At 49.9% G+C, this 24,055-nt stretch carries 29 protein-coding genes and 1 riboswitch; of the genes, 10 read left to right on the top strand and 19 right to left on the bottom strand.

The window, feature by feature from the left end; all coding sequences use genetic code 11:
• Positions 1 to 14: 14 nt before the first annotated feature.
• The 4 genes from dacD to WC5_RS02875 all read left to right on the top strand — a co-directional run bounded on the left by dacD (position 15) and on the right by WC5_RS02875 (position 3,541).
• A complete protein-coding gene (gene dacD, locus WC5_RS02860; protein WP_010348818.1) occupies positions 15 to 1,181 on the top strand; it encodes a serine-type D-Ala-D-Ala carboxypeptidase DacD in 1,167 nt (388 codons plus the stop codon).
• A 119-nt stretch (positions 1,182 to 1,300) separates the two neighbouring features.
• Positions 1,301 to 1,774, top strand: a complete 474-nt coding sequence (gene sbmC, locus WC5_RS02865; protein ID WP_001105401.1) for a DNA gyrase inhibitor SbmC — start codon at positions 1,301 to 1,303, stop codon at positions 1,772 to 1,774.
• A 207-nt stretch (positions 1,775 to 1,981) separates the two neighbouring features.
• Positions 1,982 to 3,040, top strand: coding sequence for an FUSC family protein (locus WC5_RS02870; protein ID WP_001200846.1), 1,059 nt, complete (start codon positions 1,982 to 1,984; stop codon positions 3,038 to 3,040).
• Between the two features lie 171 nt (positions 3,041 to 3,211).
• On the top strand, positions 3,212 to 3,541 hold the full coding sequence (locus WC5_RS02875; RefSeq protein WP_000450409.1) for a DUF496 family protein: 330 nt from the start codon (positions 3,212 to 3,214) through the stop codon (positions 3,539 to 3,541).
• Positions 3,542 to 3,642: 101 nt separating this feature from the next.
• Here the strand turns inward: WC5_RS02875 and WC5_RS02880 are convergent, their stop codons facing one another.
• Genes WC5_RS02880 through pduA form a run of 19 tightly spaced genes read right to left on the bottom strand, consistent with a single transcriptional unit; the run spans position 3,643 to position 18,162 of the window.
• A complete protein-coding gene (locus tag WC5_RS02880; protein WP_001189444.1) occupies positions 3,643 to 4,086 on the bottom strand; it encodes a EutP/PduV family microcompartment system protein in 444 nt (147 codons plus the stop codon).
• Between the two features lie 4 nt (positions 4,087 to 4,090).
• Positions 4,091 to 4,441, bottom strand: coding sequence for a propanediol utilization microcompartment protein PduU (gene pduU / locus WC5_RS02885; RefSeq protein ID WP_000211393.1), 351 nt, complete (start codon positions 4,439 to 4,441; stop codon positions 4,091 to 4,093).
• Positions 4,441 to 4,995, bottom strand: coding sequence for a propanediol utilization microcompartment protein PduT (gene pduT / locus WC5_RS02890; RefSeq protein ID WP_000030728.1), 555 nt, complete (start codon positions 4,993 to 4,995; stop codon positions 4,441 to 4,443). Before pduT ends, pduU begins: the two co-directional genes overlap by 1 nt.
• A 2-nt stretch (positions 4,996 to 4,997) precedes the next feature.
• A complete protein-coding gene (locus WC5_RS02895; protein ID WP_001012919.1) occupies positions 4,998 to 6,341 on the bottom strand; it encodes a 4Fe-4S dicluster domain-containing protein in 1,344 nt (447 codons plus the stop codon).
• The gene (locus WC5_RS02900; protein WP_016231796.1) at positions 6,338 to 7,450 is read right to left on the bottom strand and encodes a 1-propanol dehydrogenase PduQ; all 1,113 of its coding nucleotides are present in this window, start codon (positions 7,448 to 7,450) and stop codon (positions 6,338 to 6,340) included. The genes WC5_RS02895 and WC5_RS02900 overlap by 4 nt, the downstream gene beginning before the upstream one ends.
• 10 nt (positions 7,451 to 7,460) lie before the next feature.
• On the bottom strand, positions 7,461 to 8,846 hold the full coding sequence (gene pduP, locus WC5_RS02905) for a CoA-acylating propionaldehyde dehydrogenase PduP (RefSeq protein WP_016231795.1): 1,386 nt from the start codon (positions 8,844 to 8,846) through the stop codon (positions 7,461 to 7,463).
• A complete protein-coding gene (gene pduO / locus WC5_RS02910) occupies positions 8,843 to 9,850 on the bottom strand; it encodes a two-domain cob(I)yrinic acid a,c-diamide adenosyltransferase PduO (RefSeq protein ID WP_001029521.1) in 1,008 nt (335 codons plus the stop codon). The genes pduP and pduO overlap by 4 nt, the downstream gene beginning before the upstream one ends.
• A gap of 11 nt (positions 9,851 to 9,861) precedes the next feature.
• Entirely contained in the window at positions 9,862 to 10,137 is a 276-nt protein-coding gene (locus WC5_RS02915) for a EutN/CcmL family microcompartment protein (protein WP_000549832.1), read from the bottom strand.
• Positions 10,138 to 10,140: 3 nt separating this feature from the next.
• Entirely contained in the window at positions 10,141 to 10,632 is a 492-nt protein-coding gene (pduM, locus tag WC5_RS02920) for a microcompartment protein PduM (RefSeq protein WP_001017045.1), read from the bottom strand.
• A complete protein-coding gene (locus WC5_RS02925) occupies positions 10,629 to 11,261 on the bottom strand; it encodes a phosphate propanoyltransferase (protein WP_000361047.1) in 633 nt (210 codons plus the stop codon). The genes pduM and WC5_RS02925 overlap by 4 nt, the downstream gene beginning before the upstream one ends.
• Positions 11,262 to 11,263: 2 nt before the next feature.
• Positions 11,264 to 11,713, bottom strand: coding sequence for a BMC domain-containing protein (locus tag WC5_RS02930; protein ID WP_123058223.1), 450 nt, complete (start codon positions 11,711 to 11,713; stop codon positions 11,264 to 11,266).
• The gene (gene pduJ, locus WC5_RS02935; RefSeq protein WP_001057752.1) at positions 11,710 to 11,985 is read right to left on the bottom strand and encodes a propanediol utilization microcompartment protein PduJ; all 276 of its coding nucleotides are present in this window, start codon (positions 11,983 to 11,985) and stop codon (positions 11,710 to 11,712) included. The genes WC5_RS02930 and pduJ overlap by 4 nt, the downstream gene beginning before the upstream one ends.
• A 19-nt stretch (positions 11,986 to 12,004) precedes the next feature.
• Positions 12,005 to 12,355, bottom strand: a complete 351-nt coding sequence (locus WC5_RS02940) for a glycerol dehydratase reactivase beta/small subunit family protein (RefSeq protein WP_000444011.1) — start codon at positions 12,353 to 12,355, stop codon at positions 12,005 to 12,007.
• Positions 12,345 to 14,177 (bottom strand): diol dehydratase reactivase subunit alpha, encoded by a 1,833-nt coding sequence (locus WC5_RS02945; RefSeq protein WP_001268895.1) that lies wholly within the window; start codon positions 14,175 to 14,177, stop codon positions 12,345 to 12,347. Before WC5_RS02945 ends, WC5_RS02940 begins: the two co-directional genes overlap by 11 nt.
• 9 nt (positions 14,178 to 14,186) lie before the next feature.
• The gene (pduE, locus tag WC5_RS02950) at positions 14,187 to 14,705 is read right to left on the bottom strand and encodes a propanediol dehydratase small subunit PduE (RefSeq protein ID WP_001090589.1); all 519 of its coding nucleotides are present in this window, start codon (positions 14,703 to 14,705) and stop codon (positions 14,187 to 14,189) included.
• A gap of 14 nt (positions 14,706 to 14,719) precedes the next feature.
• Positions 14,720 to 15,376: a propanediol/glycerol family dehydratase medium subunit gene (locus WC5_RS02955; protein ID WP_000405042.1), complete on the bottom strand. Its 657-nt coding sequence runs from the start codon at positions 15,374 to 15,376 to the stop codon at positions 14,720 to 14,722.
• Positions 15,377 to 15,385: 9 nt separating this feature from the next.
• The gene (gene pduC, locus WC5_RS02960; RefSeq protein ID WP_001256908.1) at positions 15,386 to 17,050 is read right to left on the bottom strand and encodes a propanediol dehydratase large subunit PduC; all 1,665 of its coding nucleotides are present in this window, start codon (positions 17,048 to 17,050) and stop codon (positions 15,386 to 15,388) included.
• An 18-nt stretch (positions 17,051 to 17,068) separates the two neighbouring features.
• Entirely contained in the window at positions 17,069 to 17,881 is an 813-nt protein-coding gene (gene pduB / locus WC5_RS02965) for a propanediol utilization microcompartment protein PduB (RefSeq protein ID WP_000097476.1), read from the bottom strand.
• Positions 17,878 to 18,162, bottom strand: coding sequence for a propanediol utilization microcompartment protein PduA (gene pduA / locus WC5_RS02970; RefSeq protein WP_001183614.1), 285 nt, complete (start codon positions 18,160 to 18,162; stop codon positions 17,878 to 17,880). The genes pduB and pduA overlap by 4 nt, the downstream gene beginning before the upstream one ends.
• A 510-nt stretch (positions 18,163 to 18,672) precedes the next feature.
• On the opposite strand from pduA, the gene pduF reads away from it, so the two are divergent.
• From pduF to cobT, 6 genes are all read left to right on the top strand, one after another.
• Positions 18,673 to 19,482: a propanediol diffusion facilitator PduF gene (gene pduF, locus WC5_RS02975; protein WP_001000031.1), complete on the top strand. Its 810-nt coding sequence runs from the start codon at positions 18,673 to 18,675 to the stop codon at positions 19,480 to 19,482.
• Positions 19,483 to 19,684: 202 nt separating this feature from the next.
• Positions 19,685 to 20,599, top strand: coding sequence for a transcriptional regulator PocR (gene pocR / locus WC5_RS02980; protein WP_000622041.1), 915 nt, complete (start codon positions 19,685 to 19,687; stop codon positions 20,597 to 20,599).
• Between the two features lie 88 nt (positions 20,600 to 20,687).
• A riboswitch (cobalamin riboswitch) is annotated at positions 20,688 to 20,862 on the top strand.
• Between the two features lie 218 nt (positions 20,863 to 21,080).
• The gene (locus tag WC5_RS02985) at positions 21,081 to 21,515 is read left to right on the top strand and encodes a hypothetical protein (RefSeq protein WP_000849061.1); all 435 of its coding nucleotides are present in this window, start codon (positions 21,081 to 21,083) and stop codon (positions 21,513 to 21,515) included.
• Between the two features lie 134 nt (positions 21,516 to 21,649).
• On the top strand, positions 21,650 to 22,195 hold the full coding sequence (gene cobU, locus WC5_RS02990; protein ID WP_000973186.1) for a bifunctional adenosylcobinamide kinase/adenosylcobinamide-phosphate guanylyltransferase: 546 nt from the start codon (positions 21,650 to 21,652) through the stop codon (positions 22,193 to 22,195).
• A complete protein-coding gene (gene cobS, locus WC5_RS02995; protein ID WP_010348811.1) occupies positions 22,192 to 22,935 on the top strand; it encodes an adenosylcobinamide-GDP ribazoletransferase in 744 nt (247 codons plus the stop codon). The genes cobU and cobS overlap by 4 nt, the downstream gene beginning before the upstream one ends.
• A gap of 11 nt (positions 22,936 to 22,946) precedes the next feature.
• Positions 22,947 to 24,026 (top strand): nicotinate-nucleotide--dimethylbenzimidazole phosphoribosyltransferase, encoded by a 1,080-nt coding sequence (gene cobT / locus WC5_RS03000; RefSeq protein ID WP_001193771.1) that lies wholly within the window; start codon positions 22,947 to 22,949, stop codon positions 24,024 to 24,026.
• The last annotated feature ends 29 nt before the right edge of the window (positions 24,027 to 24,055 follow it).

Raw genomic sequence — 24,055 nt, 5'->3', positions numbered from 1 at the left:
CTGAGGATTTGCTGTTGAAACGCCGTCTTATTATTGCTGCTTCTTTGTTCGTTTTTAATTTATCGTCTGGTTTTGCGGCGGAAAATATTCCCTTTTCACCCCAGCCTCCAGAGATTCATGCAGGGTCATGGGTCTTGATGGATTACACAACCGGTCAGATCCTCACGGCGGGTAATGAGCATCAACAACGCAATCCTGCCAGCCTGACTAAGCTGATGACTGGCTATGTTGTTGATCGTGCAATCGATAGCCATCGCATTACGCCAGACGATATTGTCACTGTAGGACGCGATGCGTGGGCGAAAGATAATCCGGTATTTGTCGGGTCTTCACTGATGTTTTTGAAAGAGGGCGATCGCGTATCGGTACGTGATTTAAGCCGTGGTTTAATTGTGGACTCCGGAAATGACGCTTGTGTTGCACTGGCTGATTATATTGCCGGTGGGCAACGGCAGTTTGTCGATATGATGAACAATTATGCTGAGAAGTTGCATCTTCAGGATACGCATTTTGAAACAGTGCATGGTCTGGATGCACCCGGTCAGCACAGTTCGGCCTATGATTTAGCCGTGCTTTCTCGCGCTATCATCCACGGCGAGCCTGAGTTTTATCATATGTACAGCGAAAAAAGCCTCACCTGGAACGGTATCACCCAGCAAAACCGTAACGGATTATTGTGGGATAAAACCATGAATGTTGACGGCCTGAAAACCGGACATACTTCCGGTGCCGGGTTTAATCTCATTGCTTCGGCGGTGGATGGTCAGCGTCGTCTCATTGCGGTGGTGATGGGGGCTGACAGTGCAAAAGGTCGCGAAGAAGAAGCAAGGAAGCTGCTGCGTTGGGGGCAACAGAACTTTACTACGGTGCAAATTTTGCACCGGGGGAAAAAGGTTGGCACAGAACGAATCTGGTATGGCGATAAAGAAAACATCGCTCTGGGAACGGAACAAGAGTTCTGGATGGTGCTGCCAAAAGCGGAGATTCCTAATATCAAAGCAAAATATACCCTTGATGGTAAAGAACTGACCGCGCCAATTAGCGCCCATAAGCGGGTAGGGGAAATTGAACTTTATGACCGCGATAAACAGGTGGCGCACTGGCCGTTGGTCACCCTGGAATCTGTCGGGAAAGGCGGTGTGTTTTCCCGGCTGAGTGATTATTTCGAGCATAAAGCCTGACCTTTCTTACGCCGCAGACTGGCAGGAGTGCGAGTCTGCTCGCATAATCAACACTCATTCCTTGTGGTTTTTATATTACAAAGCATACTGTATATAAAACCAGTATAAGTGGAGGCGTCATGAACTACGAGATTAAGCAGGAAGATAAACGTACCGTTGCAGGTTTCCATCTCGTTGGCCCGTGGGAACAAACGGTAAAGCAAGGTTTTGAGCAGTTGATGATGTGGGTTGATAACAAAAATATTGTTCCGAAGGAGTGGGTGGCGGTCTATTACGATAATCCAGATGAAACACCTGCCGAAAAGTTACGTTGTGACACCGTAGTTTCGGTGGCAGATAATTTCACACTTCCCGAAAACAGTGAGGGCGTCATCCTGACAGAGGTTTCGGGTGGTCAGTATGCGGTGGCGGTAGCTCGCGTAGTGGGTGATGATTTTGCGAAACCCTGGTATCAGTTCTTTAACAGCCTCTTGCAGGACAGTGCTTACGAAATGTTACCAAAGCCCTGCTTTGAGGTTTATCTGAACAATGGCGCGCAAGATGGTTATTGGGATATCGAAATGTATGTCGCGGTGCAGCCAAAACGGCGCTGATAAATGACGTCGGGTCAGAGGTTAACCTGATTGCCACGCTGTTTTTCGTTATGTAAAAGAGTAAGATCCGTCTTCAGTTTTCTGACAACCAAACCGGGAACGTCCGCTATTCCCGGTTTGCCGTACAGAGTTGTTACATAGCGTTATTGCACCTGGTTTGTCAGATTGCATTATGATCGTTTTTTCCCTCTTTCACGGAGTGCCCGCGTGCGTGCCGATAAGTCCTTAAGCCCGTTCGAAATTCAAGTCTACCGTCATTACCGCATTGTTCATGGTACTCGGGTTGCGCTGGCGTTCTTGCTCACCTTTCTCATCATTCGCCTGTTTACTATCCCGGAAAGCACCTGGCCGTTGGTCACTATGGTAGTGATCATGGGACCAATTTCGTTCTGGGGTAACGTCGTCCCTCGTGCGTTTGAACGTATTGGCGGTACGGTGTTTGGCTCGATTTTAGGTCTTATTGCTCTGCGACTGGAGTTAATCTCTTTACCGCTGATGTTAGTCTGGTGCGCGGCTGCCATGTTTCTTTGTGGCTGGCTGGCACTCGGCAAGAAACCGTATCAAGGCTTATTGATTGGTGTGACGCTGGCAATTGTTGTTGGTTCCCCAACAGGTGAAATTGATACGGCATTATGGCGAAGTGGCGATGTGATCCTCGGCTCTTTACTGGCAATGCTGTTTACCGGTATCTGGCCGCAACGGGCGTTCATCCACTGGCGCATTCAACTGGCGAAAAGTCTGACCGAGTATAATCGGGTCTATCAATCTGCATTCTCACCGAACTTACTTGAACGCCCACGTCTGGAAAGCCATCTGCAAAAACTCCTGACCGATGCCGTGAAAATGCGTGGGCTGATTGCGCCTGCCAGCAAAGAAACCCGTATTCCAAAATCGATATATGAAGGTATCCAGACTATTAACCGTAATCTGGTTTGTATGCTGGAGCTGCAAATCAATGCTTACTGGGCCACGCGCCCCAGCCATTTCGTGTTATTGAACGCGCAAAAACTGCGTGATACACAGCACATGATGCAGCAAATAGTGCTGAGCCTTGTTCATGCGCTGTACGAAGGTAATCCTCAGCCGGTTTTTGCCAATACGGAAAAATTGAACGATGCTGTGGAAGAGTTGCGCCAGTTGCTCGATAACCACCATGAGCTGAAGGTCGTGGAAACACCGATTTATGGCTATGTGTGGCTGAACATGGAAACGGCACATCAACTTGAGTTGCTATCGAATCTGATTTGCCGGGCCTTGCGCAAATAATTCCTGAACTTCAGAATCATCTTGCAGCTGCTTCGATTCAGCAAGGATAAAGGGTATGATAGTGAAAAGGGATAAAAGCATTGTCATCTGCGGCAGCTATGAGTAATGTTGGCCCTAACGAATAGCGGTTGCTTAAACGAATCCGACTCTCACATTATCAGGGGTATAAAAATGGAAACTACCAAGCCTTCATTCCAGGACGTACTGGAATTTGTTCGTCTGTTCCGCCGTAAGAACAAACTGCAACGTGAAATCCAGGACGTTGAGAAAAAGATCCGTGACAACCAGAAGCGTGTCCTGCTGCTGGACAACCTGAGCGATTACATTAAGCCTGGTATGAGCGTAGAAGCAATCCAGGGCATCATCGCCAGCATGAAAGGTGACTATGAAGATCGCGTTGACGATTACATCATCAAAAATGCAGAGCTTTCCAAAGAACGCCGCGATATCTCTAAAAAGCTGAAAGCTATGGGTGAAATGAAAAACGGCGAAGCAAAGTAATTTCTGCTTTATTTGATGAGGGTTGCCCGGCAACCCTCATTATTCATTGACTCTTTTCTGTGTATCAAAAGTCATCATTCCCATCTGATAACATATCGAAATTAGCGACAGCCTTCTTCTGTATGCAGCAAGGCAAAAAGTTCTGCAACACCGATGTTATTAACCGCACTGGTCACTAACACGTTGTGCGCTCCAGCTTCCCGTAACCAACATTTCACCAAAAATATTTGTTCCATGTTGGCTAAATCTGCTTTGGTTACTACTCCAATGACCGGGCGATTCGTTGACGAGGTAAAGCCTGGCGAAAAAGGTGACCACGGTGCGTCCGCATTAAGTACCAGCGCGATAATGTCTGCTTCGCAGGCGCTGACCAACAATGCACTGTAGAGACTACGGTTTTCGAGGTATTCGCCTGGTGTATCAATGGTGGTCGGGGACCAGACGATTGCCTGCGTTTTCTGATAATGCATATTTTCGCCACGCAGACATTGCGTGAGTGACGTTTTTCCGCACTGGCTGGGGCCGATGAGCATCATACGTTGCATAATGTCAGGTCCGCGTAATGGGGCAGGCGGTAAAGCGCATCATTTCACCCAGCGTACGGGTAACCTGGCTAAGTGCATATTCAATCGCAGAAACATCACCAGTCAGCACTACGGCACCGGTAAAACGATCAAGAAAACCGATCTCTACAGCGCCTGATTTTGTGGCGATATCACATGCGATGATAGATGCTTCGCTGGGGGTAATTGTCAGAATACCAATAGCGGAAATGGTGTCTGGTAAACCCAATTTCTTAAACAGATCCTTCCCTGGATTGGCGATGACATGTGCCAGCGTGACCTGCTTACCAGGGACATATTCCTGAATCATCCGTTCAGTTGTGTGCTGAGTTGTCATTATCCCTCCACCATTTGACGCCACATGGCTTCATGTGGACGGGCAATCACTGACCGATAGACCAACAAACCTTTTTCCCCCGCACGCTCGCTGGCGACAGAGACCGCGTTATTAACATCTGAAATATCGCCAGCAACCACCATGTAGCATTTACCGCCAATGCCAAAAGCCATATGTACGCGAACGAGAATGACATTCGCAGCTTTGACAGCACAATCGGCAGCGTCAATGCAGGCGGCGACACTCCAGGTTTCGACTACGCCGACAGCCCGGTGCTGTTCAACATGGTTCAGTCCGCTGATTGCAGTAAGGAGGCTGGGATGAATATTCGGCAGGACAAGACTGTCGACCAGCATTTCACCTGCAAGGGAAGCGCCGCTGTTGATGGCCTGCTGCACCGCACCGACATCGCCACCAAGCATCAGCAGAAATTTTCCGGGGCATAGCGTTTTGCTGACCAGTAACTCAACATTGGCGCTTTTCAGCATGGCATCGCCGGTTTCCATCCCTTTCGCGATACTGCTAAGTTCTAAAATACCTACCGCTTTCGACATGGTTAACCTCTCACAACCGTAATAGCGTTTTCTGTGACATCACTGATCGTGCCATCAATACTGGCATGAATGGGGGCACCTAATGTGCCGTGTGGAATTTGGCCTACACATTGCCCACGAACGACGCGATCGCCTTTTTGTACACACGCAATTGCGCTGGCACCGATATGCTGGCGTAACAATAGTGTCACTTTTTCAGGCTGAGGCACCTGTTCAGACAATGGCGCATCCTGATACCACGGGGTTAATCCCAGTCTGGTTACCAGCCGTTTTACTGGGATCAGCCGATAATTTGCCATGACATCCTCAGGATTTAAGGCGCCTTCGTAGCGGAGATTTTTGGCGCGTAATTCCTGCTTAAGCAGGCGGTTTATGCGCATCGGCGAAATACCTACCGGACAGGCGACGCTGGCACAGACGTTGCACTCCGAACAGGTGAGAGCTGTCAGTAACAGTTGCGGCGTAGCGAGCTGTTGATAGTTAACCGCACGTACTAACAAATGTGGCGACAGTTCGTGACCAATTAAATGACGTGGGCAGAGATCGGTACATAAGCGGCATTGCTCACAAACGGTTTTCGCGACGGCAAGTACGCTACGGTCATCCTGCATTCGACGTTGGATGAGTGAATGAGAATTGGGTAAAACCAGCAAGCCGCCAGTGGTTTTGCTGACTGGCGTGTCGAGCGATGTGATCAAACTACCCATCATCGGACCGCCATTGATAAAACCAGGATTATCCACTGTTGCGCCGCCTGCCAGCGCCAGTACTTCGCGTAAAGACATCCCTATGGGAACGGTCACTGTTATTGGTTTAGCCACTGCACCATTAACAGTAAGCGTGCGTCGCGTCACCGGATACTGTTGTTCAACGGCTCTGGCAATATTCAGTACGGTTTGCACATTATTGACCACCACACCGACGCTAACGGGTAACGCAGCGGGAGGAACGCGGCGACCTGTTGCCATCCAGATGGTCAGCACTTCGTCTCCTGCGGGGTAAACGTCGGGCAAAATATGCAGGCGGATATCCGTCGGAAGCAATGATGTGAGTGCGTTTATTGCTGGTTGATACTTCTCTTTCAGCGCGATAATTCCGCTACTGGCTCCGGTGGCTTTCATCGCATAGTGAACACCGCGAAGCAGGCGGCTGGCTTGCTGTGCCATTAACTGTTGATCTACTTTCAACATTGGTTCACATTCCGCCGCATTCACCAGGACAGTGTCAACCTGCGCCTGCAGCTTAATATGTGTTGGAAAGCCTGCGCCACCAGCACCCACGACGCCTGCTGCCTGTACTCGCTCGCGGATCGTCTGTTCGTCAAAGGACATTAACTCGCCGTTCATAACAACTCCTCAAGCAGTTCTGCTATAACGATGGCATCAGCCGCTCGTGGATTGGTACGCAGTGTGGCATCCGCCAGCGTAGCCCGAACCATATCTGGAATACGTGATGACCATTCTGCTTTTTTTTCTTTCAGTGCCTTGGCGAGAGTCGGCATTGAACAGGCTTTTTTTAGCTGTTCAATATGTTGAATAAGTGCATTCAGGCTGGCAGTGTCATTGGCATTGTCCGGGCATAAATGACACGTTTTCGCCAGCCGGGCATAGCGTTTGGCAGCACGCGGATCGCCAGCATTAAAACGAATAACCGTCGTGAGCAGGAGTGCATTCGCCAGGCCGTGTGGCAGATGAAACTGCCCGCCGAGTTGATGGGCAATTGCATGATTTAACCCCAGTCCGGCCTGGCTAAAGGCCATTCCTGCAAGCGTCGAGGCATTGTGCATTTTGCCGCGAGTGGCAAGACAATCGCCTTTATTCACTGCCGTGGGCAGGTATTGAAAAACAATTTGCACTGCTTTTTCGGCCAGTGCATCCGTGAAGTCACTGGCACGGGGAGAAACATAAGCTTCAAGGGCATGGGTTAAAACATCCATTCCGGTATTGGCAGTTATCGCGGCTGGCACACTGACGACCAGCGAGGGATCGAGGACCGCTATATCCGGATAAAGCGCATTATCGAAAAGAGGATATTTAATCCCTTTATCGGGATCGCTGATGACACAGGCGTTGGTCACTTCCGAACCGGTGCCGCTGGTGGTGGGAATAGCAACGCAGGTTTCAATCTCAATAGCACACTGGCGACTAAACCAGACAATCGCTTTTGCGGCGTCCAGAGCAGAGCCGCCGCCAAAACCGATAACTACATCCGGGCGTAAAGTCTGCATTTGTGCAATGCCTTTTACCACGGTCTGGATAGTTGGGTCGGGCGTTATTTCGCTAAAAATACTGATGTGGTTGCTATCAGGCAGCGACTGGCGCAGCGTGTCAATCAATGGCGAACTTGCCAGGAAGGCATCGCAAATAATCCAGATGTGCTTATTGGTGAAACGGCTAAGGACTTTAAGACTTCCCGATCCGCTGTATAAACGCGTCTGCAATGAAAAAGTATTCATTTCCGTTTCTCTAGCGAATGGAAAAGCCACTGGTTAACACGCAGCGTCGTGAGCGGGCAAAAGTCCGTGCTGACGTTGTCCCTTCTCCGGTCGGTGTAGCAATGGTGAAGGTCGTAAAGCTTTCGCCGCCAACGCCAATACCAGCCCAGGAGGGACCGTTTTTGACAAAGATTGAGGTTTGCATAACGCGTGCAGCAAGGTTGAGTCGTGAGACGTTCTGCGAGTGCATAATTGCCGTGTGGTGCAAACCGTCTTCGACTTTCAGCGCCAGGGTGAGGGCGCTGTCAAAATCGCTGACTTTCACAATGGGTAGCATAGGCATCAGTTGTTCACAGGTAACCCAGTTATCATCGGCGTCAACAACGGCAATCAGTAATCGTGGCGTTTTCTGCGGTAGAGGAATTCCAGCCGCTTCCAGAAGATGGCATGGACTTTTGCCGACTAGTTTTTTATTGGCGACACCATCTGGCAGACAAACGGCGCGCAATTTTTCAGTTTGCTCATGGTTAAGAAGAAGGGCGCCAAAACTTTGCATCTGTTGAATTAAATACTCAGCCACTGACGCCACGACAATCAGGCTTTTTTCAGCGATACATGGCAGGTTGTAATCAAAAGACGCGCCGTTGATGATGTCTTCGGCGGCTTTCACAATATCCGCCGTTTCATCGACAATACACGGCGGGTTACCCGCACCGGCACCAATCACTTTCTTGCCACTTTTCATTCCCATGGCGACGATCCCCGGACCGCCGGTAATCGCCAGAACGCTGATTTTAGGGTGCGCCATCATCTGTTCGGTGGCTGTAAAGGTCGGTTCAGATACGGTAACGATCAGGTTATGAATGCCACTACAGCGAAACGCGATGTCTTCGATTATGGCAATGAGTTTCAGCGATACGTTTTTGGCACCCGGATGAGGACTGAAGTAGACGCTATTGCCTGCTGCCAACATGCTGATGCTGTTATTAATGACGGTTTCCGTGGGATTGGTACTCGGCGTGACCGAGCCAATAACACCAAATGGAGAGTATTCAAATAAAACCATGCCTCCATCACCGGTTAGTGCAGTGGTGGTTAAATCTTCAATTCCTGGCGTGTTACCAAGTGCCGCTTTGTTTTTCAGATACTTATCTTCTTTATTTCCCATTCCCGTTTCGCTGGCGCTTTCTTCTGCCAGTTCGGTAAGGCGGGGCGTTAATTCTTCGCGAATGGCGCTGATAATGGCGCTGCGGGTTTTAAGCGGACACTGTTGAAAGCGCAAAAAGGCCAGGTGTGCCGCGCAGACGGCCTCATCGACAGTCTGGAAAATCCCATTTCTTTGCATTTGCGACGCACTGGGCATCAGTTGTTCGCGCAGGATATTGCGGATAATCGCTTCTAATTCAGTGGGATTCATAGGTTTGCTCCTGCGTTAATTGCTGCCATTGCGGTTTGGGCAATGTCCATGTCTTGTTCAACGCTACCACCGCTGATGCCAAGCCCCCCGAGCAATATTCCGTCACGCCAGAGGGGAAAACCGCCACCAAAAGTGACGACTTTGCCTTGCATATGGCTTTCGAGTCCGTAAAGCGGCGCTCCGGGTTGTACGGCGTCAGCAAGTTTGTGTGTTGCCGTTTTCATCGCCACGGCGGTCCAGGCTTTTTTCGGTGCCAGTTCACTGCTGACCAGCAGGGCATCGGGCATCCGCCAGGTAACACTTTCTGTCCCGTTGGCATCAACAATGCTGATGACAACGGGAATATGTAGTTCATCCGCGCGTATTGCCGCACTACGAATGAGCTGGTGAAGATCCTGAAAAGTGAGCGACATCGTGCGTTCCTTTAATGCTGGAGTGTGGTTGGCTTCGTGATAACGTTTTGTGATTTCCTGAATCATCAGGTTTTGATGAGCAACGTTGTCTTCCACGCGGGCGAGGGCATACAGGCAATCGGAAAGTCGGTTGATATAGTGCAACAAAACATGGCGGACGGTGGCTTCCGTTGTCAGTTCAACCAGACGTCTTTCAGCCCGACGGGTCACCGTGCGGGCGACATGCATACGGCTCGCGGCTTCACAACGACCAGGCAAAATGAAGCTGTGAACTGGAGGGACAGCGTTCATTGCGCTATCGATCGCTTTTTCCAGCGTGGCAATTTCTTCTGTACCGATGTAACGCTGCTGCGCTGACGGCTGTTCGCTTTCACTGGCGAGTTCGGCGCTAAACCAAAATATTTGTTGCTGAATGGCTTCCAGTAAGATGCGATGGCTTTCGATGGAGGTGGCGCAATAACACAGACTGAGCGTCGCGTTCAGTTCATCCAGCGTGCCATAGGCTTCGACACGTCGATGAGTTTTACTGACACGCTGTCCGGTAAATAGAGATGTACTTCCTGAATCACCTGTTCGGGTATAAATCGCCATCGTTAAAGTCCTTAGCGTGAAAGCGTATCGACAATGCCGACCACTGCCAGATCAATGGCTTCGTTGGGGCCGGAAAAAACATGTCTGGCGCTGGAGCCGCTGCTGAGGAGTACCAGTTCACCAACGCCTGCGCCGACTGAATCAACGGCAACTTCGTCGCCGGTTAACGGTGTGAGAGGCAATTCGCCGTCAGCACTGACCCGGCGAACCAACAGCAGTTTTTTCCCGATAAGAGAAGGTGATTTTTGCGTGGATACCACCGTGCCGGTGACTCGAGCCAGATGCATGAGTTACTCCTGCCTGATTAACTGAATGTTTCGGGTAATTGCCGCGTCACGCGCAAGTGCGGTCACACAACATTTCCGCTGTAGTACCAGTATCCCCGCGCATAACGGTGCTACGTCGGCATAACTTAAAAGTCGACCACGATGAAGGTGGATTGGTTTTCCTTGTTCGTCGCACCAGGTTAGCGGTAGACGGGCGAGAGTTTTCAACTTGATGGCGTTCAGGAAATGATGCTGCAACGATAATTGAATGTGCATTCCCCATGCTAACGCCTCATGAAGGTGGATTACTGCCTCGTCTGACGTATTGTTCTCCGCAAGCTGTCGCAACAACGGCAGATCGACATATCGAATTTGTAACGATGCATACTGATGAACTATCTTGTGAACGCTGGCTTCTCGCAGTTGCGAAACGGTGAGCGTGAGTGTCTTTTCCGCACGTTGTTTCAGGCGAAAAATCACTTCGTCAACAATGCGTTGCATCAGCACATGATTCATGGCAGCGACACCTGCATGGCAAAAACGTCAGGATTATCAGCGCCTGCAGCGTTGGCTTCGTCGGTATCAATATGCATTTCAAGACGCATATCCGGTGAGACGCGAACAGCGACGTTATCAAATATCAGTTGTCGCTCATCACCTTCAATGGCGACCGCCACTTTATCGCCTTGCGTAACGCCATAAATCAGGGCATCAAGCGGAGACATATGAATATGCCGTTGCGCGACAATAACGCCAGAAGCGATTTCCAGCTCTGCAAACGGACTTATCAGACGAATCCCCGGTGTGCCGTTGAGATCGCCTGACATGCGTAGCGGAGCGGTGATCCCCAACGTTCTGGCATCAGTCCGGGAAATTTCCACCTGGCTTGCATTGCGTAGTGGTCCCAACAAACGAACGTTGTGCAATTTGCCTTTTGGTCCCACCAGCGTAACAACTTGTTCAGCAGCGAACTGACCTGGTTGCAATAACGGCTTTTTCTCGCTAATCGGTTGTTCAGGAAAAAGGCGTACATAATCCGCAGTTGAAAGGTGAATATGACGACTGGAGACGCCCAGAGGGATAGGGCGTTCGCGCATCTCATCCAGAACCTGGCTCACTGTTTCTTGCAAGGTTTGTTTGTCCATTGTTACTCCTCTCGCTTATCGGAGTGGAGGCAAAGTGAACGTGGCTCACCTTTTTGCCGTTGACACGCCGGATCAAGACACAAATTACAACTGATACTTTCTGAGGTGACTGTTGCTGCTGGTGTTTCGCTTGCTTCAACCCTTACATTCAGTGCTTCTGTTGTGCGGGACAGTATTCCCTCGCCTGGACGGGCAATCACTTTGTGCGCGACAAGACCATTTCTCTGCCCGGCGAAACTGGCACCCGTCTCGATCGCTGCATTAACCGAGGCGACGTCACCGGTGATTTTGATAACCGTCCAGCCTGAGCCATTGGTCTTCTCAAGGCCAACCAGCGTGATGGACGCGGCTTTTGCCATAACATCCGCGCAACTGATGGCGAGTGCCAGACCACTGACTTCAAGTAATCCCAGTGATTGCTTCACGCTGTGCTCCTTAGCGAATGGGGTTATGCAGATTTTGGTAAAATGGCCTCAACATCGCTGTGCGGCCGAGGGATGACATGGCAGGACTTCACTTCGCCAACGGCGCTTGCGGCGGCGCTCCCCGCGTCAACGGCGGCTTTTACTGCGCCAACATCGCCGCGCACCATCACTGTGATCAGACCTGAACCAATCTTTTCATAGCCGACCAGTTGTACGTTGGCGGATTTAACCATGGCGTCTGCGGCTTCAATCGCGCCGACTAACCCTTTTGTTTCAACCAGTCCCAGTGCGTTATTCATACGGTGTTTCTCCTGTGGATTATGAGTGGTATTCCTTGAAGGGAATCCCTTTGACCAGCCGGGCTGCGTTATTGCCGGTGCTGCGCCGGGTATGGTTATCTTGTTGATGCATCAGCGTAAACAGTGGCGCTGATGCCGGTAAGTTTTTGTAATGCACAATCAGTTTTTCCCGGTCACAGGCTATGCCAACCAACAGGGGAGACTGGCGAGCAGCCTGCCAGGCGCTATCGATGATTTCACCTGATGGAATGTGTTGAATGCGAAAGGGAATACCTTCCTCTTCAATGCCAAGAAGCACCTCATTCCATGTACTGATACAGTCACCGATTACTATGACGACAATGGCTGGTGCACGTTCTTTACTTTCCATGAACCGACTCCTTGTGCCAGGAGATGAGTAGCCCGGTAGCTACCGCATTGCGCGGACCCTCGCTACCACGGATATTCCCCCGCCCGGCGACCAGTCGATAATGCGCCAACGCATCGGTGACTAGCTGCGGGACTTCGAAATCCAGTGAAGAGCCGCCCACCAGTACGACGAACGGAATGTCGCGAATATTTCCACCAGGACTTACCTGACGTAGTGCGCGCAGGGCATTTGTTACGAAGACCCGCTCTTTTGCACTGCGACGAATGGTTCGCACTTTTTCCAGCGTTATATCACCGGGAATGGGCACCAGTTCGTCTGGTTTCACCACACAAACACGGGCAAATACCTGGGGGGATAGTGGGGTAGGGAAGAACTGAACGTTGCCGTCTTCATGGCGTAAGTGGAACAGGCTTTCAACTTTTGCCAGTGGGTATTTTTTGATCTCTTCTGCCAGATAGCGATCATTTAAGCCCAGTTCCCTGGCGATAATCATCGTCACCATGTCGCCCGCTCCCGCAAGGTGAGTGGCAATCATTTCCCCTTTTTGATTGATGATGGAGGCATCGGTAGAACCTGCGCCTAAGTCCAGAATGGCTAAGGGACGCATGGTTCCTGGGGTAGTTAAGGCTCCCTGAATGGCTGCCTCTGCTTCTGCGCCTCCGACCTGAACATCAACGTGCAGTTTTTGCTTAATTTCACTGGCGATCATCGCCATTTGCAGACGGTCGGATTTCACCATAGAGGCGATACCCACTGCCTGTTCCAGTGAAAATTCGCCTGCCAGACCACCGGTTACGCTGACGGGAACTGATGTATCTATCGCTAATAAATCCTGAATAAAAATTTCGTTGCTGGGTTTATTGGTCAGCTCCGCCATGGTCTGGCGAACATGTTCCAGCATTCCGCCGATGTTGGTGCCCGGTTCGCCCGTCACATTTTCCAGTTTTGGGCATTCACCGACCGCTTTCATAATGGCATCGGCCCCGGCAGCAACATCAACCCGAATTGTGCGCCCGGCAGAAAGCAATTCGATATTTCCGGCGGGTATCGAACGGGCTTTAACGTCGCCAGAAGGTGTTTTCACGACCACTGCTGAACGGTTGCCGATTAGCGCCCGTGCGACAGGAACGATATTTTTAGTCTCTTCAGCATTGAGGGCGAAAACGGTGGCGATCCCATATGGGTTAGACAGGGTTTCGATAACTTTTCCGGGAACGGCGACTTCAATAGCAGCTAACATGCCGAGCGGAATACGATCGATGTAGAGGACTTCATCAACAATGGGTAAAGGGATTTCCAGTCGGTTACTGACCAGTACGCCATCGTCGCGTTGCAGAATAACGCCTGTCAGCTGATATCCGGCCCGCACGGAGGCATTTATCATGGTTGCGATATCGGCAAAATCAAAAGCCGATGACACGACCAGAATGTACGGTGTGTCCGCCGGGCGTGTTAACAACTCTTGCGGAGTGATAGTGAGTCCCACACCCAGCCCCACTCCGCCTGGAGTTTTCGGGTTATGACCGATCATGGTTGATTCAGTGATAATGGTTTCCGTAATGGTTTCCATCGCCACATCGCCAATGACCGGGGTTGCTTCGTTGATACGAATAAGCGAAATATCGCTGACATTGATGCCGACTTTTCTCGTTGCCTGGGCGAGCGCCTCCTGAATGCCATGTACGTTACGCAACGTACCTTTGATTCCGGTGGTTTCTGCCAGGGCGCTGCTCACGAACGACATTTCGCCAGACGCATTGAGCGTTGCCAGCGCAACCTCTGTGGATGAGTTGCCGATATCAATGCCTGCTATATATCGCATAGTTCGTCCTTAATCGTTGCCTTTCAGTTTTTTACGCTCGACATAGAGTTCCGCAGCTTCACGGACAAATGCGGCACAGATTTTGGCCTGATAACGACGTTCAAGATCGTCGGCAATGGCAATAAGCTCTTGCTTAGTCGAACGATAAGGGCGTAACGCATTGTAGATTTCGAGGATGCGATCATCCGGCACAGAGGTAAGCTCGGCGGCGCGTTCAAAATTCATTGCCAGGCGATCGCGTCCAGCATCTCTGGCAATCGCGGCCTGAATACGTAACGTTTCCGGGGTTATGCGCATGTCCTGGGCGGTGACTTTATCGCTGAGTACATTTTCCAGAGTGAAATCGTCGAGCGTTTTATTAGTCGCCGTTTTGACCCATTCTGGATGTTTATTTGCCAGCGGGTAATCACTCACTTTGGCGTTCAGTGTTGATGAGTGGGATGGCGCAGAGACAGGGGCTGTATCCTGGAGACTGTTCATTCGGTTCAACACGTCCCTGACCATCGACTCAATTGCATCGGTATTCATGAAGGTTTCCTTTGTTAAAACGTCACGCGCAGTTCTTGCGGTTTTTTGCCAGTGACCACGTACTTAGTCTCTTTAATATGCAAAATGGCAGATTTGGCCTGGTATTTCGGTCGTGCCATTTGATCATTGAGGGTCGGAACAGGTTGTGGAGACTCGCGCTTCGCATAACGCGCGGCGTTTTTGCCAATCTGGCGATACGTTTCCAGCGTCAACAAAGGTGCTTGTGGGAAAAGTTCCAGGTTAGACAAAGGAGGAAGACCTTGCTGGTGGATAACCGTGGTGCCTTTCGACTGAATACCAATAGCAATGCCGGAACCGCTAAGACGATCGCCTTCAACCGCCACGAAGGCGACATCAGACGATTTAAAGCAGCGAATCACACGGGCTTTAATACCTTCTTCTTCGATACCGGCAATCACCTCGCGCAATATGTTTTTATGCGGAATGCCGATAATATTGACGGTCTGCGCCAGACCAAACGCCGGACCTACAGCGATAATGACTTCATCTTGCTGAGTGCCTTGTTGGGCTTCGCCAATTTCGGTCAGAAAACTTTCGTTATCCGGCGCGGAAGAGACCGGTGCGCGAAATGAAACGGACTTATCGCTGGTTTGCATTTCTGCCAGCACGTCTTCGATTATCTGACGTAGTAATTTTTCGTTAATTTCCATTTCTCACCCTTAGTCAATTTCGTTGGGATCAAGTGCACCGGGAATATTTTTGATCTCTTCCCAGCGTTCCCCTTGCAGGCGATAACCCGTAGCCGGTCCGGCGTAATCATTGACGTCATTGACCGCAGAGAGCACTTGTCCGTCATCGACGATAATGGCTGAGGTATGGAGATAGTCGCCGGTCAGTTTCGCTTTTTGCATGTTGAGCATGTCCTGGGCGACATCGGTGAAACCGCCTTGTGCCAGGGCTTTCACCACTTCCAGGCTGTTACGGTTTTTATTGATAATTTCCTGGGCGAACTTGATGTCTTCCACGATGTTGCGCTCTGGCATATCTATCGAACCGTGGGCATAGGTTGCCGCTTCGACCTCTTCATCGGTGATAGGCGGTAATCCCATACCGGCAAAGACAGCCTGTAAAGCACGTGCGGCTTTATTGCGGATAGCGATAACATCTTCTTCGCGCACCGGTCGCAGGCCACCATCAACCTTCAGGTCACGTTGAATGACGTTGTAATCATCGAAGTCTTCGGCATCTTCGTTTGAACCGGCAAACATGTTGTCGTAGTTCGGCACAGCGGAAAAACCGGAAGAGATAAAGTCGGTGCCCGGCAGAAACTGCATCAGAAAACGTGCGGTACGGCGCATATCTGAGTGGGTAAAGGTCTGGTCATTACTGGAGGCGCATTCCAGATCCAGCGATGAACAAATTAAGTTTTCCGCCAGTACTGCGCGGATGCCTGACGGCACTGCCGATGGAACGCCGATGCAGCTTACGGAACCATTCTGTAGACCCTGAACGCCAGCAGCTTTGGTGATGTAAATGCAACGAGCCTCGAGATAAAGCATTGATTTGCCTTCAGCGTAGCCCATCTGCACTTCAGAGCCGGAGCCGGAAGTAAAGCGCATTTTTAAGCCGCGAGAAGCATAAGATGACGCGAGAAATCCTTTTGACCACGGTGTATCGTCGCCGTCGGTGAAAACGGGTTCCGTGCCGTAGACAGAAATCGTTTCGGCGTAGCAGGTATGGCCTAACATACCGAGTTTCAGTTCGGTGGCTTCCTCCAGTGAACACTGGGTCAACACGCCCGGGCGTCCCACCTGTGAACCGACCAGCAGAGCGATGGCGTTGAACGGTGCATAGCGAGCAACGGCAACGGTGGTTTCCTGTTCGTCAAATCCGCGCCATGCGCCTTCAGCCGCATCGGCAGCAATTTGTACCGGATTATCTTTGATGTTGGTGACGTGAGCCTGTTGCGATGGTGTTCGACGAGCGCGCATTTTCTGCATCGCCATCATCATCTCTACCACGTTCATCTGTGAAACCACTTCGACGATTTTGGCGGGCGTCATCGCGGTGGTCAGGGGAACAATATCGCTACGTTTGACATTTGGATCGCACAACATATTGGCAAGTTTGACCGAATCCATCGCGATGACTTCTTCAGCGCGCGCGAGATTGATACCGTAGCGAGCGATAAAGTGGTCGATCAGGTCAAACTGGCTGGCGGGTTTTCCATCCAGTTCGGTAACGACGCCGTTAACAATTTTGATTGACGGTTTAGGATCGTTCGGGCTTTCCATCGCAATGAAGCCTTCTTCAATCCACTCTTTAACGAAACCGTCCTGGTTGACCGGGCGTTTTGCCAGTGCTTCAAATCTTTTCGATCTCATGAATCTGCCTCAGGGAATTCAGATGTAGGAAGGGCGATCGTTTTTCGGTGTATCGCCGAGAGTCGAAAGTACGGTTTTACCGATTTCGCGTGCGGAGATGACCGCCTGGCGGACTGCGCCGGAGTCACCCGAGATAATCAGAATGACTTCATTGCTGTAGCTGGTGCCATGAGCAGGGGAGCTGTATGCCACGACATCCACATTGGCGGACTTCAGCGCGGTGTCGGCCATCAGAACACCCACAGCAGCCGGAGCGCCGACAATAACGCCACAAGCCCGTCCCAATGGAGCGCCAAAGGCTTTTTCCAGTGCATAGCTGGCGCGGGCGGTGTATTGCAGTTCAAGATGCCCGGCTTCGTTGGCGTAGACGTCGCCAAAAGTCCGGTCAAGCTCTTTCAGCGCAACTTCAATACCGCGTTTCACGTCGGAAACATCATTGCCACCTAAGAGGATTAATGAGCCGTGTCCGGCACCGCCTTTGGTATCGCGAGGAAGTTCAATGCTAATAACTTCGGTGTTGGTGGCTTTTACTGCTTCATCAGCGGCCATAATGTGTGGCCCTGCACCAATACGTGCGCCCAGAATGCCAATGGAGCGATAGCGTTTTTCAAGTTTCATCGCGTCCAATAGGGCGCTATCAACGTTCGCAATGACCAGGCCTACCGTGTCGCCAATAGCGGTGCCAACAAATTCCGTTAATGTGCAGCTTTTTTCTGCCATAGCCGTCTCTCGTGTTTGATGATTGGTTTCCGGGAGAACCTCATGCTCCGGTGTCGCTACGCGTGCGATGACCTGCGCCATGATCTGTTCGACCAGTTCATTGCTGCTCATGGGTTAATTCCCTTTGGTAAGATTTTCTCGACATCGGTATGTGGGCGGGGGATAACGTGTACGGCTTTCACTTCGCCGACATTACGCGCAGCGGCGGCACCTGCATCTGTTGCCGCTTTAACCGCCCCGACATCACCACGAACGATGACGGTCACCAGCCCGGAACCAATTTTTTCGTAGCCGACCAGCAATACATTTGCCGACTTCACCATGGCGTCTGCGGCCTCTATGGCGGCAGTTAATCCTTTGGTTTCTACCATTCCTAACGCTTCTTGTTGCATAAAGACCTCGCCTGGATTTTTTGACGATATGACTATAAAAAAAAGCGAGGAAAAAGAATGGCTGACTTAATCGCTAATGAGAAAAATTAATAGAGGGCAAATGTTATAAAATTGCTTTCAGAGAATATATGTTATTCATTTATTGGTTGTTTTTGGCGTGGTTTGATGTGAATTAATTGCATTGAGACGGCGCTTTTAATTTGAAATAATATTTCGTCGAGTTTGGTTTGCTAAAATTAACTGTGATATTTGTTTAAATTTTATTATGCAGGTATGGCAATTTTTTATTGTGTCAGTTTGGCGATATTCATAACTACAATAGTGATGATTGCTGTGGTGAATGCTATGGCGATGACAATAATTTGCTATAGCAACACGATTTTTCCATGAATCTGGTATGCATGTTGGCAATATTTTTTTCAGCGCAATTTTTATAGTTGCGTTCGATATACACAACAATCAGCGCATTGTTGGCTGATAAAGAAAAAACTCTGTGAAAAAGGTGTCACTATGAATGATTCACTCAAGGCGCAATGCGTTGCCGAGTTTTTGGGCACCGGACTGTTCCTCTTTTTTGGCATTGGTTGTTTGTGCGCCCTAAAACTTGCCGGTGCAAGTCTGGGACTGTGGGAAATTTGTATTATTTGGGGGTTAGGTATTTCACTTGCTGTTTACCTTACGGCAGGCATTTCCGGTGCTCATCTTAACCCGGCGGTTACTATTGCTCTGTGGTTGTTTGCCGCTTTTCCTGGTCGTAAAGTGCTGCCATTTTGTGTGGCACAATTAGCGGGAGCCTTTGGTGGTGCGGTTCTGGCATATTTTTTATACAGCAATTTGTTTGCCGATTTTGAATCTGCTCACAATATGGTTCGTGGTAGTGCCGAAAGTTTACAACTCGCCAGTATCTTCAGTACTTACCCGGCAGCGGCGATAAATGTATGGCAGGCTGCATTGGTTGAAGTGGTCATAACGTCCATGTTAATGGGGTTGATTATGGCGCTGACCGATGACGGTAATGGCGTACCAAAAGGACCGCTTGCGCCTTTACTTATTGGTATTCTGGTTGCTGTTATTGGTGCTTCAACCGGACCATTAACCGGTTTTGCCATGAATCCAGCGCGTGATTTTGGGCCAAAAATTTTCACCTGGCTTGCTGGTTGGGGGGAAATTGCAATGACTGGCGGACGCAATATTCCTTATTTTATTGTACCCATTATTGCTCCGGTCATTGGAGCCTGTGTGGGGGCGGCGATTTATCGCTTTCTTATTGCACAAAATTTACCTGTCAATAGTGTTACGCCTAAAGATATCAGCGAATAGTGAAATAACCTGGCGGTTATAAACGTTTATTTTTTTAGTGTTTGTGATCTGCTTTCCGAACTTATTAAAAAGTCTCCCGCTTCATGGAGGCTTTTGTTATTGTCCGTTGTGCTTCTCGTCAGTAAATCATTAAGGATGATGTGAAGATTAAATGTAAAACAATTGTTTTGCTATAACAATAAATTAACTGGGAGGTTTTATCATGATTTCTGCGGCGACACTTAATTCAGAACTCATTAATAAAATCGCACAGGATTTTGCGCAGGCGACTAGTCTTGCGGTTGTCGTGGTCAATATCCACGGTGATGAAATCTCCGAGCTGTTTAACTTCACCCCATTTTGTCAGATGATGCGCCAACACCCTCAGCTTAGCACTCGCTGTCGCATGAGCGATCGTTGTGGTGGTCTGGAAGCCTCTAAATCCGATCAGCCTTGTATTTACCGCTGTCATGCAGGGTTAACCGATTTCTCTATTCCTCTGGTGATTGCCGGGCATTTAGTCGGCTTTGTGTTGTGTGGACAAGTTCGCCTGCGTAATGATGATGTTGACTTGATCGATATTCTGAATGTCGATGATTGTTGGCAAGCCGACCCAGAATTACTTAATGAGTTTCGCAAAGTTCCTGAAATGGATTACTCGCGGGTTATGGCCTCTGCTGATTTGTTGAAGTTGATTGTGGAAAATTGCCTCAAAAAGCAACTCAATTTTGTCGTTATTAAAGAGAATAAACCTCATTCGGGGTCAGTTCGTCAGACCCGTGCGCCTAATCCCCATGATAATAAAATGAAAAAAGCATTGCGCTATATCGATGCGCATTTATCAGACGATTTGCGTCTGGAAGATGTTGCCTCGCATGTTTATCTAAGCCCTTATTATTTCAGTAAGTTGTTTAAGAAATATCATGGGATTGGTTTTAATGCGTGGGTAAACCAACAACGAATGGCCAGCGCCCGTGAGCTGCTGTGCCATAGTGACTGGAGTATCGCCAGTATCGCGCGTAATTTAGGCTTCTCACAAACCAGCTATTTCTGCAAAGTTTTTCGCCAGACGTATCAGGTGACTCCGCAGGTATATCGTCAGCAAATTAGTGAAAATGTAGCAGCGGAAACAGCATAAATTTAATGTGGAAAATGAGGGATGATTAAATAGACTCTGGCAATATTAATTAACGTTATTTGCGTGTTATGGGATAAGTGAGATCAGCTCATAACATACGCTGACAGGTTCGGCACATTTGTGCCTGGGAAGAGGGTGAAAATCCCTCGCAGCCCCCGCTGCTGTAATGCTGACAACCCCGAAAATACCACGGATCGCGAGATTGGGAAGGCCGGGGAAGGATGATGCGAAGCCAGAAGACCAGCCTGTCAGTCAATACCAACAACTTCGGTGGGAAGTGGGTTGTCCGGAAGCGCCCGGTTGAGTACTGGCGCGTCTTTATACCCCTACCACCCTGAGAGGATCAGGGTATGGCGGCATCATTTAGTTCATTCATTGTAGTGCCGACAGGCACCTGGGCTGCTCTCAATGCGCAGCAATCGTTTTTCATGGTATATCAGCCTGACCGTCATTACAGGAAACGAAGCGGAGGACGGGGGATATGAAAACGATAAAACCCGAATCGATAGCCCTTTTTTGCCTCTACTCTGGCGATATTAATCTGGCGAAATATCTGGCCGAAATGGTGCCAATGACCTGTTTTGTGGGTGAGGACTGGCAGCAAGGGTTCTTACCTTTTAAAGGTGGAGCAGTTCAATCGTTATCAGACGCGTATACAGATTATTCAGTGCTGTTATTGATTGCTGAAAACGGGGCATCCATACCAGAAAGCTTCTCTCATCCTGATGGCGCGACGGTAATTTTAATCACACAGCATAATGCCCGTTTGCTGGCTGGTCCGGCTGGTGGGGCAGTAGCATTAATCCATTATCTGAATGAAATGTGTCAACACAGAGAAAATGTTGCCAATGAGGCATTCTGTCAGACGTTTACACAGGGAAAGCGGACTATTTCACAACACCGCCTTCATTCGTAATGGATTGAGAACGCTGGATTTTTATTTTCATTACGCGCAGTATTAATTGCGGAAATGTTATTACGATCAGCAACGATGGCGCAACCATGGTTCTGGTCAATGAATACCATCATACAATTGAGCCAGGAGTCCGTATGATGATTTTGGTGACGGGTGGTGCACGGAGTGGGAAGAGTCGGCACGCCGAGAGGCTTATCGGGGATACACCACAGGTTCTGTATATCGCCACTTCGCAAATCCTTGATGATGAGATGGCAGCACGGATTGAGCATCATCGGCAGGGGCGTCCGGCGCACTGGCGCACGGTGGAACGCTGGCAACAGCTTGATGAGTTAATTAATGCCGACATTAATCCGCAGAACGCTGTGTTGCTGGAATGCATTACGACAATGGTGACTAATCTGTTGTTTGATTATGGCGGCGATAAAGCCCCTGAAGAATGGGATTATGTGGCGATGGAGCAAGCGATAAATGGCGAGATTCAGTCGCTGATTGCTGCCTGTCAACGTTGCCCTGCAAAGGTCGTATTAGTGACCAATGAAGTGGGAATGGGTATTGTGCCGGAGAATCGTCTGGCGCGACATTTTCGTGATATTGCCGGGCGAGTGAATCAGCAACTGGCCGCTGCGGCAGATGAAGTATGGCTGGTGGTTTCGGGTATTGGAGTAAAAATCAAATGAGTAAATTATTTTGGGCGATGCTCTCTTTCATTACGCGTCTGCCTGTACCGCGTCGTTGGTCCCAGGGGCTGGATTTTGAACATTATTCTCGCGGTATCATTACTTTTCCTTTAATTGGTTTATTGCTTGGCGCGATTAGCGGGCTGGTTTTCATGGTGTTGCAGGCATGGTGTGGCGTACCGCTGGCGGCACTGTTTAGCGTGCTGGTTCTGGCGCTGATGACCGGAGGATTCCACCTGGACGGCCTTGCCGATACCTGTGATGGCGTATTTTCTGCACGTAGCCGAGATCGTATGTTGGAAATCATGCGTGATAGCCGTTTAGGCACCCACGGCGGTCTGGCATTGATTTTTGTTGTGCTGGGAAAGATTTTGATTTTGAGCGAGCTGGCTCTACGTGGTGAGCCGATTCTGGCATCGCTGGCAGCAGCATGTGCTGTCAGCCGAGGGACTGCCGCATTATTGATGTATCGTCATCGTTATGCCCGGGAAGAAGGGCTTGGCAATGTGTTCATTGGCAAAATTGATGGGCGACAAACCTGTGTAACCCTCGGCTTAGCCGTGATTTTTGCTGCTGTATTACTGCCAGGTATGCATGGTGTGGCTGCTATGGTGGTGACGATGGTGGCAATTTTCGTCCTCGGTCAGCTTCTCAAACGTACTCTGGGCGGGCAAACCGGCGATACGCTGGGAGCTGCCATAGAGCTTGGTGAGCTGGTATTTCTGCTGGCGCTGCTATAAAGAGAAGCAACATGCAAACACTTGCCGATTTACTGAATACGATCCCGGCCATCGATCATGCTGCTATGTCACGCGCACAACGGCATATTGACGGGTTACTCAAACCCGTCGGTAGTCTGGGAAGGCTGGAGGCGCTTGCCGTACAACTGGCAGGAATGCCGGGGTTGAATGGTGTTCCTCATGTGGGTAAAAAAGCGGTAGTTGTTATGTGCGCCGATCACGGCGTCTGGGATGAAGGTGTCACTATTTCCCCGAAAGCGGTGACAGCCATTCAGGCCGAAAATATGCTACGCGGAACAACCGGCGTGTGTGTTCTGGCAGCACAGGCGGGGGCTAAAGTTCATGTAATTGATGTAGGGATAGATACTGCGGAGCCAATACCCGGACTTATCAATATGCGTGTCGCTCGAGGTAGCGGCAATATTGCTTCAGGTTCTGCAATGAGCCGCTGTCAGGCTGAAGAGTTGCTTCTGGAAGTCATTCGTTATACGCGTGAACTGGCGAAAAATGGCGTCACGCTGTTTGGCGTGGGTGAGCTGGGAATGGCAAACACGACGCCGGCTGCGGCGATAGTCAGCACAATTGCGGGACGCGATCCCGAAGAGGTGGTTGGTATTGGCGCAAACCTGCCGACAGATAAACTGGCAAACAAAGTTGATGTTGTTCGTCGGGCAATTATGTTGAATCAACCGAATCCGCTGGATGGTGTTGATGTACTGGCAAAAGTCGGTGGATTTGATCTGGTCGGAATGGCTGGCGTGATCTCAGGAGCCGCTTCCTGCGGTTTACCCGTGTTGCTGGATGGCTTTCTTTCTTATGCCGCCGCGCTTGCTGCGTGTCAGATGTCGCCTGCAATCAAACCGTATCTTATTCCTTCCCATCTGTCGGCAGAAAAAGGGGCGCGTATTGCGTTGTCGCATTTGGAGCTGGAGCCTTATCTCAATATGGAAATGCGTTTAGGTGAGGGGAGTGGCGCAGCTCTGGCGATGCCCATCATCGAAGCTGCTTGCGCGATATACAACAACATGGGCGAACTTGCTGCCAGTAATATTATTCTACCGGGGAATACAACTTCAGAATTGAACAGTTAAAAACGAAAAGTCTGATAAAAGCTATACTT

This window comes from Escherichia sp. KTE114, from assembly GCF_000407765.1.
GTDB lineage: Bacteria > Pseudomonadota > Gammaproteobacteria > Enterobacterales > Enterobacteriaceae > Escherichia > Escherichia ruysiae.
This window is presented reverse-complemented; position numbering and strand designations above follow the sequence as displayed.

What these genes read in the sequence shown, in the direction of transcription:
- cobT (WP_001193771.1), top strand. Translation starts at nt 22,947, where the DNA reads ATGCAAACACTTGCCGATTTACTGAATACGATCCCGGCCATCGATCAT.
- WC5_RS02945 (WP_001268895.1), bottom strand. Translation starts at nt 14,177, where the DNA reads ATGCGATATATAGCAGGCATTGATATCGGCAACTCATCCACAGAGGTT.
- pduP (WP_016231795.1), bottom strand. Translation starts at nt 8,846, where the DNA reads ATGAATCCCACTGAATTAGAAGCGATTATCCGCAATATCCTGCGCGAA.
- WC5_RS02925 (WP_000361047.1), bottom strand. Translation starts at nt 11,261, where the DNA reads ATGGACAAACAAACCTTGCAAGAAACAGTGAGCCAGGTTCTGGATGAG.
- cobS (WP_010348811.1), top strand. Translation starts at nt 22,192, where the DNA reads ATGAGTAAATTATTTTGGGCGATGCTCTCTTTCATTACGCGTCTGCCT.
- pduJ (WP_001057752.1), bottom strand. Translation starts at nt 11,985, where the DNA reads ATGAATAACGCACTGGGACTGGTTGAAACAAAAGGGTTAGTCGGCGCG.
- WC5_RS02895 (WP_001012919.1), bottom strand. Translation starts at nt 6,341, where the DNA reads ATGAACGGCGAGTTAATGTCCTTTGACGAACAGACGATCCGCGAGCGA.
- WC5_RS02955 (WP_000405042.1), bottom strand. Translation starts at nt 15,376, where the DNA reads ATGGAAATTAACGAAAAATTACTACGTCAGATAATCGAAGACGTGCTG.
- pduF (WP_001000031.1), top strand. Translation starts at nt 18,673, where the DNA reads ATGAATGATTCACTCAAGGCGCAATGCGTTGCCGAGTTTTTGGGCACC.
- WC5_RS02940 (WP_000444011.1), bottom strand. Translation starts at nt 12,355, where the DNA reads ATGGAAAGTAAAGAACGTGCACCAGCCATTGTCGTCATAGTAATCGGT.
- sbmC (WP_001105401.1), top strand. Translation starts at nt 1,301, where the DNA reads ATGAACTACGAGATTAAGCAGGAAGATAAACGTACCGTTGCAGGTTTC.
- WC5_RS02915 (WP_000549832.1), bottom strand. Translation starts at nt 10,137, where the DNA reads ATGCATCTGGCTCGAGTCACCGGCACGGTGGTATCCACGCAAAAATCA.
- pduO (WP_001029521.1), bottom strand. Translation starts at nt 9,850, where the DNA reads ATGGCGATTTATACCCGAACAGGTGATTCAGGAAGTACATCTCTATTT.
- cobU (WP_000973186.1), top strand. Translation starts at nt 21,650, where the DNA reads ATGATGATTTTGGTGACGGGTGGTGCACGGAGTGGGAAGAGTCGGCAC.
- WC5_RS02875 (WP_000450409.1), top strand. Translation starts at nt 3,212, where the DNA reads ATGGAAACTACCAAGCCTTCATTCCAGGACGTACTGGAATTTGTTCGT.
- WC5_RS02880 (WP_001189444.1), bottom strand. Translation starts at nt 4,086, where the DNA reads ATGCAACGTATGATGCTCATCGGCCCCAGCCAGTGCGGAAAAACGTCA.
- pduC (WP_001256908.1), bottom strand. Translation starts at nt 17,050, where the DNA reads ATGAGATCGAAAAGATTTGAAGCACTGGCAAAACGCCCGGTCAACCAG.
- pduM (WP_001017045.1), bottom strand. Translation starts at nt 10,632, where the DNA reads ATGAATCATGTGCTGATGCAACGCATTGTTGACGAAGTGATTTTTCGC.
- pduT (WP_000030728.1), bottom strand. Translation starts at nt 4,995, where the DNA reads ATGTCGAAAGCGGTAGGTATTTTAGAACTTAGCAGTATCGCGAAAGGG.
- pduE (WP_001090589.1), bottom strand. Translation starts at nt 14,705, where the DNA reads ATGAATACCGATGCAATTGAGTCGATGGTCAGGGACGTGTTGAACCGA.
- WC5_RS02900 (WP_016231796.1), bottom strand. Translation starts at nt 7,450, where the DNA reads ATGAATACTTTTTCATTGCAGACGCGTTTATACAGCGGATCGGGAAGT.
- pduB (WP_000097476.1), bottom strand. Translation starts at nt 17,881, where the DNA reads ATGAGCAGCAATGAACTGGTCGAACAGATCATGGCGCAGGTCATCGCA.
- pduU (WP_000211393.1), bottom strand. Translation starts at nt 4,441, where the DNA reads ATGACAACTCAGCACACAACTGAACGGATGATTCAGGAATATGTCCCT.
- pocR (WP_000622041.1), top strand. Translation starts at nt 19,685, where the DNA reads ATGATTTCTGCGGCGACACTTAATTCAGAACTCATTAATAAAATCGCA.
- pduA (WP_001183614.1), bottom strand. Translation starts at nt 18,162, where the DNA reads ATGCAACAAGAAGCGTTAGGAATGGTAGAAACCAAAGGATTAACTGCC.
- WC5_RS02985 (WP_000849061.1), top strand. Translation starts at nt 21,081, where the DNA reads ATGAAAACGATAAAACCCGAATCGATAGCCCTTTTTTGCCTCTACTCT.